General features: G+C 64.5%; 16 protein-coding genes. 8 read left to right on the forward strand and 8 right to left on the reverse strand.

Going from position 1 to position 16,922, the window contains the following annotated elements; translation table 11 throughout:
- Nucleotides 1-2 precede the first annotated feature (2 nt).
- From HAP47_RS02715 to HAP47_RS02725, 3 genes are all read right to left on the reverse strand, one after another.
- Entirely contained in the window at nt 3-920 is a 918-nt protein-coding gene (locus HAP47_RS02715) for an efflux RND transporter periplasmic adaptor subunit (protein WP_173639545.1), read from the reverse strand.
- Nucleotides 921-1,177: 257 nt separating this feature from the next.
- A complete protein-coding gene (locus HAP47_RS02720) occupies nt 1,178-1,828 on the reverse strand; it encodes an OmpA family protein (protein ID WP_173639544.1) in 651 nt (216 codons plus the stop codon).
- A 140-nt stretch (nt 1,829-1,968) separates the two neighbouring features.
- Nucleotides 1,969-3,546, reverse strand: coding sequence for a caspase family protein (locus HAP47_RS02725; RefSeq protein ID WP_173639543.1), 1,578 nt, complete (start codon nt 3,544-3,546; stop codon nt 1,969-1,971).
- A gap of 366 nt (nt 3,547-3,912) precedes the next feature.
- Here HAP47_RS02725 and HAP47_RS02730 point away from each other — a divergent pair, with 366 nt between their 5' ends.
- Nucleotides 3,913-4,719: an N-acyl homoserine lactonase family protein gene (locus tag HAP47_RS02730; RefSeq protein ID WP_173639542.1), complete on the forward strand. Its 807-nt coding sequence runs from the start codon at nt 3,913-3,915 to the stop codon at nt 4,717-4,719.
- 70 nt (nt 4,720-4,789) lie between these two features.
- Nucleotides 4,790-5,671, forward strand: a complete 882-nt coding sequence (locus HAP47_RS02735) for an NAD(P)-dependent oxidoreductase (RefSeq protein ID WP_173639541.1) — start codon at nt 4,790-4,792, stop codon at nt 5,669-5,671.
- A gap of 210 nt (nt 5,672-5,881) precedes the next feature.
- Here HAP47_RS02735 and HAP47_RS02740 read toward each other — a convergent pair whose 3' ends face one another.
- Complete coding sequence (locus tag HAP47_RS02740) at nt 5,882-6,442, reverse strand: MarR family winged helix-turn-helix transcriptional regulator (protein ID WP_210285275.1); 561 nt, start codon at nt 6,440-6,442, stop codon at nt 5,882-5,884.
- A 190-nt stretch (nt 6,443-6,632) separates the two neighbouring features.
- On the opposite strand from HAP47_RS02740, the gene HAP47_RS02745 reads away from it, so the two are divergent.
- The 5 genes from HAP47_RS02745 (at nt 6,633) to fahA (ending at nt 12,304) form a co-directional block, all read left to right on the forward strand.
- Entirely contained in the window at nt 6,633-8,258 is a 1,626-nt protein-coding gene (locus HAP47_RS02745) for an FAD-dependent oxidoreductase (RefSeq protein ID WP_173639540.1), read from the forward strand.
- A gap of 9 nt (nt 8,259-8,267) precedes the next feature.
- Nucleotides 8,268-8,495: a DUF2783 domain-containing protein gene (locus HAP47_RS02750; RefSeq protein WP_173639539.1), complete on the forward strand. Its 228-nt coding sequence runs from the start codon at nt 8,268-8,270 to the stop codon at nt 8,493-8,495.
- 28 nt (nt 8,496-8,523) lie between these two features.
- Nucleotides 8,524-9,480 carry an MBL fold metallo-hydrolase gene (locus HAP47_RS02755; RefSeq protein ID WP_173639538.1) on the forward strand — a complete coding sequence of 319 codons (957 nt, stop codon included), beginning with the start codon at nt 8,524-8,526 and terminating at the stop codon, nt 9,478-9,480.
- On the forward strand, nt 9,480-10,826 hold the full coding sequence (gene hmgA, locus HAP47_RS02760) for a homogentisate 1,2-dioxygenase (RefSeq protein ID WP_173639537.1): 1,347 nt from the start codon (nt 9,480-9,482) through the stop codon (nt 10,824-10,826). Before HAP47_RS02755 ends, hmgA begins: the two co-directional genes overlap by 1 nt.
- 209 nt (nt 10,827-11,035) lie before the next feature.
- On the forward strand, nt 11,036-12,304 hold the full coding sequence (fahA, locus tag HAP47_RS02765; RefSeq protein WP_173639536.1) for a fumarylacetoacetase: 1,269 nt from the start codon (nt 11,036-11,038) through the stop codon (nt 12,302-12,304).
- 163 nt (nt 12,305-12,467) lie between these two features.
- On the opposite strand, the gene HAP47_RS02770 is transcribed toward fahA, so the two are convergent.
- Complete coding sequence (locus tag HAP47_RS02770) at nt 12,468-12,779, reverse strand: DUF1272 domain-containing protein (protein WP_173639535.1); 312 nt, start codon at nt 12,777-12,779, stop codon at nt 12,468-12,470.
- 86 nt (nt 12,780-12,865) lie between these two features.
- Nucleotides 12,866-13,342: an Lrp/AsnC family transcriptional regulator gene (locus HAP47_RS02775; RefSeq protein WP_173639534.1), complete on the reverse strand. Its 477-nt coding sequence runs from the start codon at nt 13,340-13,342 to the stop codon at nt 12,866-12,868.
- Between the two features lie 122 nt (nt 13,343-13,464).
- Between HAP47_RS02775 and hppD the strand changes: the two genes are divergently transcribed.
- Nucleotides 13,465-14,583 carry a 4-hydroxyphenylpyruvate dioxygenase gene (hppD, locus tag HAP47_RS02780; protein WP_173639533.1) on the forward strand — a complete coding sequence of 373 codons (1,119 nt, stop codon included), beginning with the start codon at nt 13,465-13,467 and terminating at the stop codon, nt 14,581-14,583.
- Between the two features lie 182 nt (nt 14,584-14,765).
- Here hppD and HAP47_RS02785 read toward each other — a convergent pair whose 3' ends face one another.
- Together HAP47_RS02785 and HAP47_RS02790 are read right to left on the reverse strand one after the other, a co-directional pair.
- On the reverse strand, nt 14,766-15,878 hold the full coding sequence (locus HAP47_RS02785) for a CaiB/BaiF CoA transferase family protein (RefSeq protein ID WP_173639532.1): 1,113 nt from the start codon (nt 15,876-15,878) through the stop codon (nt 14,766-14,768).
- A 233-nt stretch (nt 15,879-16,111) separates the two neighbouring features.
- Complete coding sequence (locus HAP47_RS02790) at nt 16,112-16,912, reverse strand: FAD binding domain-containing protein (RefSeq protein ID WP_173639531.1); 801 nt, start codon at nt 16,910-16,912, stop codon at nt 16,112-16,114.
- Nucleotides 16,913-16,922 lie beyond the last annotated feature (10 nt).

The following is a 16,922-nucleotide window of genomic DNA, read 5'->3' on the forward strand; positions in this document are numbered from 1 at the left end:
AATTAGCGTGATCGCGTGCGATCGAGTTCGTCGGCGAACATGGTCTTGATCTGGTCGCCGTCATGCAGCGAGGTGCCAGCATCGGCCACGACGATTTCGCCGACGTCGAGGCCTTCAAGGATTTCGGTCGAAGTGTCGGAGGTCAGCCCGACGCGCACCCTGCGGGTCTCGACCGTGTTGCCCTTCACGACCTGCAGGGTCAGGCGGTCGATCGCGGTGCGCGGCACGGCGACGCCGCAGGACCGCTTGGCGTCGATATTGGCGCGCGCGAACATGCCGACCTTCAGCGTCGGATTGTTGTTGATGGTGATGCGGACATGCCCGAGCTGGGTGGCGCGGTCGATCTGCGGCGAGATCTGACGGACCTTGCCGACGATGTCGGGCGCGTCGTCGCGGCTGATCCGGACATTGGCGCCGGGATTGAGCTTCAGCAGCTGGAAGCCCGGCACCTCGGCGTCGAGCTCGATCTCGTTATTGACGGAGATCCTGAACATCGGCGGAGCCTGCGGCGAGGCCGGAGCGCCGGGCGCGGTGCGCACCTCGGTGACGAGGCCGGCGGCCGGCGCGCGTAGCACGATCGGCTTGGCATTGCCCTGCGCCGCCTGCTGCGGCGGCGGGGTGAGCCGCGCCAGTTCCTGGTTCTCGGTCACGGTGTCGCCCTCACGAACGAGCACGTCGGTGACCTTGGAGCCGTCCTGGTCGACATTCACCTGCGCCTCGCGGCGCGGCACGATGAAGCCGGTGACGCGGACCATGTCGGAGAAGCAGGCATTGGTCGACTTCGTCACCACGACCAGCGCCTGGCCCGGCGTCTCCTTCTCCTCCGGATGGGAGCGGTGCTCGAACTTGTAATAGGCGACAGCCAGCGCGAGGAAAACCACAGTGCCGAGCGCAGGCTTGAGGTATTGGGAAAAATTCATCGCCTGATCAATCCAGAACTTGGCGCGTATCGACAGTGATTGTCTTGGGCGCTCGTCGAAGTCTCATCTCGCCGTCGTATTGTGTGGGCATCGGAAAGGCCGGGGTCCATTGTTCCGGATCATGCCCCTGATGTCATGCGAGGCGGGTCACCTGTGGGCCGCTTTGGGCGTTCGCCCTCAAGCAAATGCGCCCCGCCGGGGTGCGGGACGCATTGTAACCTCAAAACGCGGCCGCGCCACCGCCCATCACCTCTAGATCACTTGGACGCGGTGTCCTTGTTTTCCACGTTCACGACCTGGACGCGCCGGTTGACGTCCGCCATCGGGTGGCTCGGGTCCTTCAGCTTGCTCTTGCCATAGCCGACGGTGACAAGATCGCTGCCGTTGATGCCATATTTGTCGACCAGATAGCGCTTGATGGCGTCGGCGCGGCGCTCCGAGAGGCCCTGATTGTAGTCCTCGCCGCCGGCGGCGTCGGTGTGGCCGGCGACCACGAAGGTCGAGCCCTTCAGGTCCTGATTGGTCAAGGCGCGGCCGAGCGCCTGCACCGAGGGCAGCGACTTCGCGCTGATGTCGGCGGAATTGTAGTCGAAGTTGATCTCGAGATCGATCTTCGGCTTGTCCTGGACGATGGTCGCGATTTCCTCGCGCTCAGTCGAGGACAGCGAGCGAGTGGCGCGGCCACGGACGCTCTGCACGAACTTGGCCTGGTCGGCGTTCAGCCCGGGCGAGGTCTGCGGGCCGACCGAGAGGCCGCGTGTCAGCGGCTTCTTCTCGGGCGTCAGCGCCTTGATGATCTGGTCCTCGGTGACATTGTCACCGGCACGGGCGGCCGCCATGCCGAACGACAGCACGGCGCCGACGGTCACGATTGAAAGGATCGCGGCCCTTGCCGACGGCTCGAACATTTCGGTCCCTCCTGCGCCGGCTGGCGCGGTTCCATGCAACTGTTCGGATTGATCGCGGGCATCGCTGCCCGGCACACACCCGCTGATTAGTCGCGCAATTTCGCCCGTGGTTCGAGCCGCGGGCAAGCCTCGTTCATTTGTCACTGCACGCCGTAGTCGGCGAATTCCTTGACGATGTTCGGGTCCATCGCCTTGGCGTTGGCGATGTCGAGATCGCCTTCGGCGACCGCGCCGTTGCGCTTCTTGGCAAGGCCGCGCCCGTACAGCGACGAGGTCAGCCGCGGGTTGATCTTCAGTGCGGCGTCGAAATCGGCGATGGCGTTCTTGTTCTGCCCGCCCTTCAGGTTCATCAGGCCGCGGCTGTCGAGCGCATCGACGAAGTTCGGGCGCAGCCGCAGCGCCTCGTTGCAGTCCTTCAGGGCCGCCTGCAGGTCGCCGATCACGGTGCGAACCCAGCAGCGATTGTTATAGGCCTCGACATCCTTCGGGTTCAGCCGCAGCGAATTGGTGAAGTCCTTGACCGCGAGGTCATAGGCGCCCTTGCTGGCAAAGACCTGGCCGCGGCGATACAGCGCGGCCGCATCATCGGGGTTCTTGTCCAGCCGATCGCTCAGGCTCTTGATGGTCGGATCATCGGCCAGCACAGGCGAATTGCTCGGTGCCGGCGTCGGCTGGATCACCACGGGCGGCGGGGGCGCGGGTGGCGGCAGCGCGATCTCGGGTGCCTTCGGCGGCGCGGGCGGCGGCGACGTGGTGGGGGCCGTCGCGACCGACGGCTTCGGTGGCGCCGGTGGTGGCGTCGGCGCCGTTGCCGCCGGAGGCGTCGGTGTCGGCTTCGGCGTTGCAACGGGCGGGGCTGGCGGCGGCGAGACCGGCGGTGCCGTTGCGACCTCGGTTGACGGAGTTGCGGCGGGTGCCAGCCCAGCGCTCGGAACTCCCAGTGCGCTGCTTGGCGCTCCCGGCGCGCCGCCCGGACTGAACGAGAAATCCTCGGCCAGCGACGACGAGATCCACGGCACCTGTTCCTGCCGCGAGGCGCGGGTGACGCCGACGCGGGTGCGGTTCAGCGTTTCCTCCGCCATCAGGTCGGGGGTGCGGATCTCCTTCAGCAGTTCCCGCACGAACAGGCTGCGGTCGCTGCCATTGTCCGAGACCACGGACGACAGCGCGGCCGAATACATCACCAACGTACCATTGGGTGCGATCACCGGGGCGAGCCCCGCCGAGAAGCTGCGAAAGCGGCGCTCGAACGGGTTGCGCCTGGAGGCATCGATCAGAGCGATCTTCACCCCGGCACCGCGGCTGTTGATCTCGCCGAGCACGGTCTCGAGGCTGAAGCCGTCGCGGCGAACGTCGGCCTCGGCCCAGATCTGGGCATCGATCGGGATCATGTAGCTCTGCCGGTTCGACTGGATGCCGTAACCCGAGAAGAAGATCAGCGCGACCGAGCCGGGCTTGATCTTGCCATAGAGCCGGTCGAAGGCGCGGCGCATGCCGTCGCCGGTCAGGTTCTCGCCGACCTCGACGGTGAAGCCGTCACGCTTGAGCTCGTCGGCGACGTCACGCGCGTCGTTGACCGGCTCCTTCAGCGGTGCGTCGGCGTCGGGATATTTGGCGTTGCCGATGACCAACGCAAAACGATCGCCGGCGGCGACGGACAGGGTTGGCGACGCGATTGAAAAAATCAGCGTGGCGAGCAAGGCAAGGCGGATTTTCATAATCGCAGCAAATCCAGATCGCGGCGTTGCAATGAAATGGCGCCGCTTTCGGCCTGCGCCCCGGGGACCTTACTCTAGCGAAAAACCATTATCAAACCACGGCCAAACCCCCGTCAACGGCTTGCTGCACCATCGCTAATCGCCGCGGCCGTAACGAGGCCGCAGTGCAACAGCCGCGATCATGGCGGCCATCGCCCCCGTGGCATAGTGCAGGTTCCTGCGACCGGATAGTGATTGCATTCACAGAGGCTGCGGCTGTCCTGTCATGCGCTCGTCGCACTTTGCGCGGTTTGACCTTTGCGCGAGACGATGGCTTTGTGGTCGGGACGCCGAACCATTCAAGAACAGCCAACAAGAGCGAAACCGATGGGAAACGCCTACGAAATCTACGCCCTGCGCTATGCAACGATGTCGCCGCGCACGCCCCACCTCAATTTCCTGGTGCCCGATCCGCACGACACCACGGCGCAGGATCTCGATTATTTCGTCTGGCTGATTCGCGGCCACGGCCGCGATATCCTGGTCGACACCGGCTTCAACGCCGAGGAGGCCAAGGCGCGCGCCCGCAAGCTGACGCTCGACCCGGTCGATGCGCTGGCCGGCTTCGGCGTCAGCGCCGATGCGATCCGCGACGTCATCGTCACCCATCTGCATTATGACCACGCCGGCAATCTGGATCGCTTCCCGAGCGCCAAATTCCATCTGCAGGAACGCGAGATGAGCTACGCGACCGGCCGCTGCATGTGCAACGGCATGCTGCGCCATCCGTTCTCCATTGAACACGTCACCCAGATGGTGCGCCACGTCTATGGCGAGCGCGTCACCTTCCATTCCGGTGACGGCGAGATCGCGCCCGGCGTCACCGTGCATCGCGTCGGCGGCCATTCCGACGGCCTTCAAGTGGTGCGGGTCGAGACCGCGCGCGGGCCGGTCGTGTTGGCGTCGGACGCCGCGCATTATTATGCGAACCTGCACAAGCGCAGCCCGTTCCCGATCGTCTACAATGTCGGCGACATGGCGCAGGGCTGGGAGACCGTCGAGCGGCTTGCCGGTCATCCCGACCGCTTCATCCCGGGCCACGATCCGATCGTCAGCGAGATCTATCCGCGCGCCAGCGACAAGGTCGATGCGTTCGCGCTGCATCTGGCGCCGTCGCGATCGTTCGCGAAATAGCCTCGCCGGGCGGAGCGAGGCGTAACACGTCAAGAAACGTCAGAAAGAAGAAGCGAAAAGAAGAAGCGATATGACTGAATACAAGACTCTCGGGTTCATCGGCCTCGGCGTGATGGGTGAGCCGATTTGCCGCAACCTGGTCAAGAAGAGCGGCAATCGCGTTATCGTGTTCGACCTGTCGACTGAGCCGCTGCAGCGTCTGCGCGCCGACGGCGCCGAGATTGCCGGCTCGGTCGCCGATGTCATCAAGCAGAGCGATGTGCTGTTCCTCTGCCTGCCGAGCGCCAGGCATGTGCGCGCCGTGTTCGAAGGCGACGGCATTCTGAAGAACATCAGAAGCGGCCAGGTCGTAGTCGATCTCGGCACGTCCTCGGTCAGCCAGACCCGCGACTTCGCCGGCCAGTTGCAGGCGAAGGGTGCGGCCTGGGCCGACGCGCCGATCGCACGCACCCGGCAGGCGGCGCAGGACGGCACGCTCAGCGTGATGGTCGGTGCGGTGCCCGTGCTCTACGCCGCGATCGAGCCCTTGATCCGCTGCTTTGCCACCGACGTCACCAATTGCGGCGACGTCGGCGCGGGGCAGGTGACCAAGATCCTCAACAACATGGTTCTGTTCGAGACCGTGAACGCGCTGGCCGAGGCCGTCGCGGTGGCGAAGCGCAATGGCGTCGATCCAAAGCTGCTGCTGGAAACCCTGTCGAAGGGCTCGGCCGACAGCTTTGCGCTGCGCAACCACGGCATGAAGGCGATCGTGCCCGGCGTGTTTCCCGAGCGCGCGTTCTCGACCGAATATGCGCTGAAGGATCTGTCCTATGCGCTGGAACTCGCCGCCGACGCCGGCATCAAGATCCGCGGCGCGGAGCTGATCGGCACGGTGCTTCAGGAGGCGATCGACAAGGGATCGAGGGATAATTATTTCCCTATTATCGCGAAACATATCGATCGGGCGTAGCTCTCGCGCCGCATGAACTGCGTAGGGCGGATCCGCCCTACGCGACTGTGCTCGTGTTGGGACGGCAGCCAACCCCCAGCGTCGTCCTGGCGAAAGCCAGGACCTATAACTACAAATGTCGCTTGTTGTGCTTCGCAGGAACGACGAGTCCCGTCCGCAACACCGGCCGCGGCGTATGGGTCCTGGCTTTCGCCAGGACGACCGCAGGGTTTAATACACGTCCTTGGCGTCGGCCTCTTCGCTGGTTTGCACCAGCTCGAGGCTGGTCTCGACCTTGCCGAGCAGGCGTGCGAGGTCGCGGCGCTCCTGCGCGGACAGGCAGGAGAGGATCTCCTGCTCCTTGCGCAGCAGGCGCGGGATCAGCTCCTCATACAGCGCCTGGCCCTTCTTCGTCAGTCGCAGGCGGAATTCGCGGCGGTCGTCCGCGTTCTCGACGCGCTCGACGATCTCGCGCTCCATCAGCGCCGAGACGGCGCGGCTGATGGTGGATTTGTGGGTGCGGGTGCAATGCGCGATATATTGCGCGCTGCAGGGATCGCTGCGGAAGCCCAGCGTGGCGAGCACGCGCCACTCGGGAATGTCGAGGCCGTGGCGTGCCTGGTATTCGCTCGACAGCGCCGAGGACACCTCGGCCGCCAGCCGGTTCAGGCGGAACGGCATGAAATGGAACAGGTCGAGGCGCTTCTTCGTCGGCGCGATATTGTCGCGCACGTCCGCTTCCACGGCGCTGCGCGGCCGGGCTGGAGGCTGGCTTGCAGAGGTCCTGGCCAAAAATTCCTCCAATTTGAGTTGACGGCGAGCCCGACTGGGAGTTTAAGATAGTTGCAAGTGAAACTAATCTAGCAAGGTCGCGGCCGGCTCGCAAGGTTTTGTCGCAAGAGGGCTTGGTCCTAACCAGCCGCACAAGCCGCAGCCAAAAGCCGACGGCACCAGGGAACATCCAGGGCAATCAGGGTCAGCAATGGCAGCCAACACGGCACAGGCCAAAACCCAGTTCGGCTATCGCCGTCATCCCGACCAGGACCGGTCGGGCGCCAACCTCGCGGAGCATCCGGTCGTGGTGGTCGGCGCCGGGCCGGTGGGATTGTCGCTCGCGATAGATCTCGCGCAGCGCGGCCAGCGCGTGCTGCTGCTCGACGATGCCGACCGGATCGGCGAAGGCTCGCGCGCGATCTGCTTCTCGAAGCGCTCGCTGGAATTCTGGGATCGCCTCGGCGTCGGCGACCGCATGGTCGAGAAGGGCGTGGTGTGGAGCGTCGGCAAGATCTTCCACGGCGCCTCGCAGCTCTATCAATTCAACCTGCTTCCCGAAGAGGGCCATAAGCGGCCCGCCTTCATCAACCTGCAGCAGTTTTACGCGGAGGCCTATCTGGTCGATCGGGTCGAGCAGCTGCCTGAAATCGATCTGCGCTGGCGCAACAAGGTGATCGCGCTGGAAAGCCGCAACGATGGCGTCGCGTTGACCATCGCGACCCCGGAAGGCACGTACCAGGTGCACGCCTCTTTTGTCGTCGCCTGCGATGGCGCCCGGTCCTCGCTGCGGCAGATGGTCGGTGCAGACTTTGCGGGGCAGGTGTTCGAGGACCAATTCCTGATCGCCGACGTCAAAATGACCGCGGCATTCCCGACGGAACGTTGGTTCTGGTTCGATCCGCCGTTCCATGCCGGACGTTCGGCGCTGCTGCACAAGCAGCCGGACGATATCTGGCGGATCGATCTGCAGCTCAATCCGGATGCCGATCCGGTGGCCGAGAAGCAGCCGGAGAATGTCCGGCCGCGGATCGAACGCATGCTCGGCCACGACAAGTTCGAATTCGAGTGGATCTCACTCTACAAGTTTCAGTGCCGGCGGATGGCCAGGTTCATCCATGGCCGGGTGATCTTTGCCGGCGATTCCGCGCACCAGGTCTCACCGTTCGGTGCGCGCGGCGCCAATTCCGGGCTCGAGGATGCCGAGAATCTGGCGTGGAAGCTCGATCGCGTGTTGCGCCGGCTGTCGCCGGAAGGCCTGCTTGAGACCTATCACATCGAGCGCAGTGCGGCGGCGGATGAGAATATCCGCGAGTCCACCCGCTCGACCGATTTCATGGCGCCGGTGACCCGGCAGGAGGCGCGGCTGCGCCAAGCGGTGCTGTCGCTCGCAGAGGATACCGAGTTCGGCAAGCGCATGGTCAATGGCGGCCGGCTGTCGGTGCCGTCGGTCTACGACACGCCGCTGTCGAGCGGCGATCGCGACAGCTGGCGCGGCGGCCCGCGGCCGGGCGCCTCGATGCTGGACGCGCCAGTGACCGAGCAGGGCGGCGGCTCCAGCTATCTGACCGACGTTTTCATCAGGCAGGGAACGCGTTTCACGCTGCTGGAGTTTGGTAATGGCGCAGCGCTCGACGTGCCTGACGGCGTCGGCACGATCCAGGTCGGCGGCGAGGGCGGGCTGGTCGACGCGCAAGGCCTTGCCGGCAGGCGCTACGATGCCGAGCCCGGCACCGCCTATCTGCTGCGGCCGGACGGCTATGTCGCGGCACGCTTCCGGAACGCCACGCGGCCGGCCCTCGATGCGGCGCTGGCGCGCGCATCCGGCCTGAACTGAGGAGCAGTCATGGCGCTGTCGACCAGTTCGAACTTCGCTAGTCCCGATGACGCCTTCCGCGCCATCGTCGAGGCACATCGCGGTCTCACCGAGGCGCAGAGCGCCGATCTCGATGCCGCGCTGGTGCTGGTGCTCGCCAACCATATCGGCGATCTCGACGTGCTGCGCGAGGCGATCGCGCTGGCGAAGCGGCGCACGCTGGATGCGAGCCAGCAGCAACAACAGCAACAACAATAGCACTGATCAAACGGACAGGATTGAACTGATGGCCAAAGGTTTTGCATCGACCACGGATCTCGCGGAGAAGAAGGTCACCTTCTCCGAGATCGGCACCGATCTCTACGCCTTCACCGCCGAGGGCGATCCCAACACCGCCGTCATCGTCGGCGAGGACGGCTGCCTGGTGTTCGACGCCCAGGCAACGCCCGCGATGGCCAACAAGGTGATCGAGCGGGTCAAGACCGTGACCGACAAGCCGATCAAATATGTCGTGCTGTCGCATTATCACGCGGTGCGCGTGCTTGGCGCCTCGGCCTATCACGCACAGGGCATCGTCGCCTCGCAGGAGACCTATCGCCTGATTCAGGAGCGCGGCCAGCAGGACTGGGATTCCGAATATGGCCGCTTCCCGCGGCTGTTTCAGGATGCCGCGAGCATTCCCGGCCTGACCTGGCCGACGCTGACCTTCGAAGGCGAGATGTCGATCTATCTCGGCAAGCGCGAGGTGCGGCTGATGCAGCTCGGCGCCGGCCACACCTCGGGCGATATCGTCGCCTGGGTGCCGGACGCCGAGGTGATGTTCTCCGGCGACCTCATCGAATATCACTCGGCCTGCTATTGCGGCGATGCGCATCTGCGCGAATGGCCGATGACGCTGAACGAGATCCGCGCCTTCAATCCGAAGGCGATCGCGCCGGGCCGAGGCGATGCGCTGAAGGGGCTCGAGACCGGGCGCGATGCGATCGCGATGACCCGCGATTTCGTCACCACGCTCTACGGTGCCGCCGAATCCTCCGTCGCCAAGGGTCGCAGCCTGAAGGAATCGATGGCGGCGACGCGCGAGGTGATGGATCCGAAGTTCTCGAAGTTTGCGATCTACGAGCACTGCCTGCCGTTCAACGTTTCGCGCGCCTATGACGAGGCGTCCGGGATCGACGATCCCGTGATTTGGACCGACAAGCGCGACCAGGAAATGTGGGCCGCCCTGCAAGGAGGATCATGATGAACATCAATACCTCGCCTGATCAGATCGTTCGCAGCTCGGGGCAAGTCACGCCGGGCTATATGTCCGGCTTCGGCAACAGCTTCGAGACCGAGGCCTTGCCCGGCGCGCTGCCGATGGGGCGCAACTCGCCGCAGCGCTGCGCCTATGGGCTCTATGCCGAACAACTGTCGGGCTCGCCGTTCACGGCGCCGCGCGGCACCAACGAGCGCTCGTGGCTCTACCGCATCCGTCCGTCGGTGCGGCATTCCGCCCGCTTCGCCAAGGCGGATGCCGGGCTGTGGCGCACCGCGCCGTGCCACGAATACGACATGCCGATCGCGCAACTGCGCTGGGATCCTGCTCCGATCCCGAAGCAGGACATGACCTTCCTGCAGGGCGTGCAGACCATGACCACGGCCGGCGATGCCAACACGCAAGCCGGCATGGCGGCGCACATCTATCTCATCACCAAATCGATGGTCGATCAGCATTTCTACAATGCCGATGGCGAGATGATGTTCGTGCTGCAGCAGGGCAATCTGCGCCTCGTCACCGAGTTCGGCCGCATCGATGCCGAGCCGGGCGAGATCGTGGTGATCCCCCGCGGCGTCAAGTTCCGCGTCGAGATTCCGAATGGCCCGGCGCGCGGCTATCTCTGCGAGAATTACGGCGGCGCGTTCACGCTGCCGGAGCGCGGCCCGATCGGCGCCAACTGCCTGGCCAATTCGCGCGACTTCCTGACGCCGGTGGCTGCCTACGAGGACAAGGACACCCCGACCGAGCTCTACGTGAAGTGGGGCGGCGCGCTGTTCAAGACCACGTTGCCGCATTCGCCGATCGACGTGGTCGCGTGGCACGGCAATTATGCGCCCTATAAGTACGACCTGCGCACCTTCTCGCCGGTTGGCGCGATCGCGTTCGATCATCCCGATCCGTCGATCTTCACGGTATTGACCTCGCCGTCGGAGACCGCCGGCACCGCGAACATCGACTTCGTGATCTTCCCGGAACGCTGGATGGTGGCCGACAACACCTTCCGGCCGCCATGGTACCACATGAACATCATGTCGGAATTCATGGGGCTGATCTACGGCGTCTACGACGCCAAACCGCAAGGCTTCGTGCCCGGCGGCATCTCGCTGCACAACATGATGCTGCCGCATGGCCCTGATCGTGAAGCCTTCGAGCACGCCAGCAACGGCGAGTTGAAGCCGGTGAAGCTGACCGGCACCATGGCCTTCATGTTCGAGACGCGCTACCCGCAGCGGGTCACACAGCATGCCGCGACCTCGGCGACGCTGCAGGACGACTACTCGGACTGCTGGAAGGGCTTGGAGAAGAAGTTCGACCCGACCAAGCCGTGACGCCTCCACCCTCCCCTGGAGGGGGAGGGTCGGTTCGCATGCAGCGAAGCGGAATGCGAAACGGGGTGGGGTGATCTCTCAACCGGGCGATGTGTTCGCGGATAGACCGTCACCCCACCCCGCCGCTCATTTCATTCGCGTCGACCCTCCCCCTCCAGGGGAGGGTCAAGAAGATCAGCTGTTGCACCAGATTGCACATCGGAACCACCATGCCCCACCCCAACGATCCAAAGCTCCGCTCCTTCATCGACGTCGCGCCCACCTCGGACTTCCCGATCCAGAACCTGCCGTACGGCGTGTTCTCGTCCAACGGACTGGCGCCACGTATCGGCGTCGCCATTGGTGATTTCATTCTTGACCTTTGGGAGCTTGAGCAAGACGGACGGTTGGATGTTGGCGAACCCGGTATCTTCGCAGCCCCAGGCCTGAATCCATTCATGCGTTTGGGTCCGAAGGTTTGGACGAAGACACGTGCAAGGATTAGCGAACTGTTGCGGCACGATAATCCTGAACTGCGCGATAACGATGAATTGCGCAAGCTGACGTTGGTGCCGATGTCACGCGCCAAACTACATATGCCTTTCGCCGTCTCGGGCTATACCGATTTCTATTCGTCGAAGGAGCACGCCACCAATGTCGGCGTCATGTTCCGCGGCAAGGACAATGCGCTGCAGCCGAACTGGCTGCACATGCCGATCGGCTACAACGGCCGCGCCTCGACGGTGGTGGTGAGTGGCACCAAGGTGCGGCGGCCGCGTGGCCAGCTGAAGCCGCCTACCGCCGAGGTGCCGAGCTTCGGCCCCTGCAAGCGGCTCGACTTCGAGCTCGAGATGGGCGTGGTGGTGGGGCAGGCCTCGCCGATGGGCGAGATGCTCACCGAGAAGCAGGCTGAAGAGATGATCTTCGGCTTCGTCATCCTCAACGACTGGAGCGCGCGCGACATCCAGCAATGGGAGTATGTGCCGCTCGGCCCGTTCCAGGCCAAAGCGTTCGCGACCTCGATCAGCCCGTGGGTGGTGACGCGCGAGGCGCTCGAGCCGTTCCGCATGCAGGGCCCGGCGCAGCAGCCGGAGCCGCTCGCTTATCTCAAGCAGGCGCAGCCGAACAACTACGACTTGCAGCTCGACGTCGCGCTGCGCGCTGGAGCGATGAACGAAGCGAAGACGATCTGCAGCACCAACTTCAAATACATGTACTGGTCGTCGGTGCAGCAGCTCGTGCACCATGCTTCCAGCGGCTGCGCGATGAATGTCGGCGACCTCCTCGGCAGCGGCACGATCTCCGGCCCCGAAAAGCATCAGCGCGGCAGCCTCCTGGAAATCAGCTGGAACGGCACCGAGCCGGTGGAGCTTGGCAGCGGCGTGACGCGCTCGTTCCTGGAAAACGGCGATTCGCTGGTCATGCGCGGCTGGTGCCAGGGCGACGGCTATCGTGTCGGCTTTGGCGAGGTCGAAGGCACGATCGTCGCGGCGGAGTAGCCGCCGGTTGCGTCGCGCTGTTTCACTCCCCTTGAAAAGGGGAGGTCGGTTTGCACAGCAAACCGGGTGGGGATCTGGTCTCTCAACGAGCGCCAGTGCCTGCGGCCGACCCCTATCCCACCTTCCCCTGTCAAGGGGAAGGTGCCCCACAGCTGTGCAAGCCTTACCGCTCCTCCGGCCTGACATCCCTCAGCCGCGCCGTATTCGCCGCGCAGTCCTCGAGGCTGTATTTCAGATGCACCCGCTTGTCCGACGGCGGCTGGTTCGCGGTGCAGACACCCGCCCGCCACGGCTTGGCCGGGCGGATCGGCCGCGGCGCAAAACCGCCGCCGCAGTTCGGGCAGACATTGCCGAGCTTGTTCTCCGCGCAATCCGCACAGAACGTGCATTCGTACGAACAGATTCGCGCCTCCAGCGCGCTCGGTGGCAGGTCCTTGTCGCAATACTCGCAGTTCGGTCGCAGCTGCAGCGCCATAGTCGCCTCTCGTGGGGGGTGTTGGAGGAATGATCGCAAATCGGGCCGGGAAAGCGAATGACGTATTTCCCTCGATTTGCGCCGGGTCAGATTTGCAGCGCTTTCAGCGGCAGCTTGGTGCTCTCCTTCAGGCGATCGAGCACGATCGAGGAGCGCACATGCGCCACGCTCTGATGCGGCATCAGCACGTTGTTGACGATGTCGGACAGGCTCTTCAGATCGCGCAGCATCACCTTCAGCACGTAATCGGCATCGCCAGTCAGCGCATAGGCTTCCTGGATGTCGTCGACGCGGTTGACCAGCTCGCGAAACCGCTTGGCGTTATCGGGCGAGTGGGTCGCGAGCGTGATGTGGATGAAGGCAATCAGGCCGAAGCCGAGCGCCTCGCCGGCGAGGTCGGCATGGTAGCCGGAAATCACCTTCTCCTCCTCCAGCCGCATCCGCCGCCGCGAGCATTGGGAGGCGGAGAGCCCGACCAGGTCGGCGAGCTGCTGGTTGGTCAGCCGGCCGTCGTCCTGCAACGCGGCGAGCATTTTGAGGTCGAAGGCATCGACGTCGGGCATGCGCGGATGGTCCATTTCATGCACGGATCGTGCGCGATCATAGCAAATCAGAGGCCATTTTGCACGCACGTTGCGCAGCAGGTGACGGAAACTGATCCTAGATAAATCAGGGAGTTGCCGCCATGGGACCGTTTCCGCACGACGCGCCACCGGCCGAAATCAGCACCGAGAACCCGATGGGCACCGACGGCTTCGAGTTCGTCGAATATGCCCACCCCAATCCCGGCGAGTTGCATGCCCTGTTCAAGCTGATGGGCTTTGTCGCGATCGCCCGCCACAAGACCAAGACCATCACGGTCTATCGCCAGGGCGACATCAACTATCTCGTCAACGAAGAGCCGGGCACTCACGGCTTCAACTTCGTCGCCGCGCACGGCCCCTGTGCGCCGTCGATGGCGTTCCGCGTGGTCGATGCGAAGCTCGCCTATGAGCGCGCGATCGCGCTCGGCGCGGAGCCGGCGGATGTGTCGTCCGCGGAGAAGACGCTCGATGTGCCCGCGATCAAGGGCATCGGCGGCAGCCTGCTGTATTTCGTCGACCGCTACGGCGCCAAGGGTTCAGCCTATGATGCCGAGTTCGAATGGCTCGGCGCGGTGAACCCACGCCCTGCAGGCTCGGGCCTGTATTACATCGATCACCTCACCCACAACGTCCATCGCGGCCGCATGGATGTCTGGACCGGCTTCTATACAAAGCTGTTCAACTTCCGCCAGATCCGCTTCTTCGACATCGAAGGCCGCGCGTCCGGCTTGTTCTCCCGCGCGCTGACCAGCCCGGACGGCAAGATCCGGATCCCGATCAACGAGGATGCCGGCGATTCCGGGCAGATCGAGGAATATCTCAACACCTATCATGGCGAGGGCATCCAGCACATCGCCTGCGGCGCACGTGACATCTACCGCACCGTGGAGACGCTGCGCGCGGACGGCCTGCCTTTCATGCCGTCGCCGCCCGACACCTATTTCGAGCGGATCGACGCCCGCCTGCCGAAACATGGCGAGGACGTCGCGCGGCTAAAGACCAACGGCATCCTGATCGACGGCGAGGGCGTGGTCGCCGGCGGCCAGACCAAAGTCCTGCTGCAGATCTTCTCGGCCAATGCGATCGGGCCGATCTTCTTCGAATTCATCCAGCGCAAGGGCGACGACGGTTTCGGCGAAGGCAACTTCAAGGCGCTGTTCGAATCGATCGAGGAAGACCAGATCCGCCGCGGCGTGCTGAAGGTCGATCACGCGGCGTAGCGTACCACGCTAGCGCACAGCCAACAGGTGTCGTCCCGGCGAACGCCGGGACCCACACCGCGGAATTGATCGAGTATGCCGGATGGCAGTCCCGCGGAGCGATCGTGCGTCATAACCACGTTTCGGGGTTATGGGTCCCGGATCGCGCTCGCTACGCTCGCTTGTCCGGGACGACAGCGAGGCTATTTTCCTGCCTTCCACGCGTTCGTCACGTCGCCAATGCTTGCCAGCTCCGGCTCGCGGATCGCGGAGGGCGTACGCGAGAAGCGCGGCGCGGGGGCGGGCTGGGTGACGCCGTGGCGCTCCACGAATACCTGGCGTGCTGCCATGTGCGGATGGGCAGGTGCTTCCTCCATCGTGAGGATCGGCGCGAAGCAGATGTCGGTGCCTTCCATGATCTTGCACCAGTCCGCGCGCGACTTGCTCTTGAACACCTTGGTCAGCTTCTCCTTCAGCGCCGGCCAGGCCTTGCGATCCATCTGGGCGTCGAAATCGGCATCGGTCAGGTCGGCATGCTTGCGCAGCAGCGCATAGAACTGCGGTTCGATCGAGCCGATCGAGATGAAGTTGCCGCAGGAGCATTCGTAGACGCCGTAGAAATGTGCGCCGCCGTCCAGGAAGTTTTGGTCGCGGCCGCCGCTCCAGCGGCCCTGTGCGCGCATGTCGTAGAACATCGACATCAGCGAGGCCGCGCCGTCGCACATCGCGGTGTCGACCACTTGGCCCTTGCCGGACTTCTGCGCTTCCAGCAGCGCTGCGAGCACGCCGACCACGAGATAGAGCGCGCCGCCGCCGAAATCGCCGACCAGATTGAGCGGCGGCACCGGCTTCTCCTTGGTGCCGATCGCAGCGAGTGCGCCGGTGATCGAGATGTAGTTGATGTCGTGGCCGGCGGCGTTCGCCAGTGGGCCTTCCTGGCCCCATCCGGTCATGCGGCCGTAGACCAGCCTGGGATTGCGCGCGAGCACGACGTCGGGGCCGAGACCGAGACGCTCCATCACGCCGGGGCGGAAGCCTTCGATCAGCGCATCGGCATGGCTGAGCAGGTCGAGCACTTCGGCGATCGCCGCCTTGTTCTTGAGGTCGAGCTCGATGACCTTGCGGCCGCGGGTTGCCACCGCCTTCAAATTCTTGCCCGCGCCGACCCGATCGAGGGTGATGACCTCGGCGCCCATGTCGGCGAGCAGCATGCAGGCGAACGGGCCGGGGCCGATCCCGGCGAATTCGACGATACGGAAGCCGGCGAGCGGGCCCGAGGTGCGAGCGGCGGTTTGGGAGGCAGGTTTATCGAGCACGTTGTTATCCGTTCGTTGTGGGGCGTTAAGCGGCTGAGGTGCTTGCGGCTGGCTTGGTGCCGACTGTCATGCGTTCTCCCAGCCGTCCGTGAGACGGTATTTTTAATTAGCTGATTAGCTAAATTGTCTCGCCGAACGCGCGATGAGGCAAGCGTCTTTTGCCCCGAAGCGCCGGTAAAACGCGAACGGCGCGCATCGCTGCGCGCCGCCGCTCGACTTGTGTTTAGGCGCTATCAGCCGGCGGCTGCCACCGCCCGCTGTCCCATCACCTTCACCAAATTGGCGCGGTAATCGGACGAGCCATGGATGTCGGCGAGCAGGCCGCTTGCCGGGATCGTCACGCTGTCGAGCGCCGAGGCCGCCCAGTTCGCCTTCAGCGCCTGCTCGATCGGCGCCACCCGCATGACGCCGCTTTGCGACGCGCCGGTTGCCGCCACGCGGACGTCACCGGCCTTGGTCTTTGCGACGAATACCCCGGTCAGCGCAAAGCGCGAGGCCGGATGCCGCATCTTGGCATAGCCTGCCTTGGCCGGGATCGGGAACACGACAGCGGTGATCATCTCGCCATCCTCGAGCGCCGTCGTGAACAGGCCCTTGAAGAAATCCTCCGGCGCGATCGAGCGCTTGTTGGTCTTGATCGTCGCGCCGAGCGCCAGCACCGCTGCCGGATAGTCCGCCGCCGGATCGTTGTTGGCGAGCGAGCCGCCGATCGTGCCGCGATAACGCACGGCGGGATCGCCGATCATAGACGCCAGATTGGCAAGTGCCGGGATTGCCTTCTGCACGGCGTCGCTTTGCGCCACGTCGTAATGCGTGGTCGCGGCCTTGATGGTGACGGTGTCGCCGGACACGTCGATGCCGATCATGTCCTTGATCTTGGCGACGTCGATCACATCGGATGGCGCAGCAAGGCGCTGCTTCATCACGGGGAGCAAGGTCTGTCCGCCGGACAGGAACCTGGAGTCCGTGCCCTTGGCGAACTGCGCCACGGCATCGTCGATCGAGGACGCGCGGTGATAAGTGGTCTCGTACATCGTATCCTCC

Origin of the sequence: Bradyrhizobium sp. 41S5, assembly GCF_011516665.3 — a bacterium.
Classification (GTDB): domain Bacteria; phylum Pseudomonadota; class Alphaproteobacteria; order Rhizobiales; family Xanthobacteraceae; genus Bradyrhizobium; species Bradyrhizobium quebecense.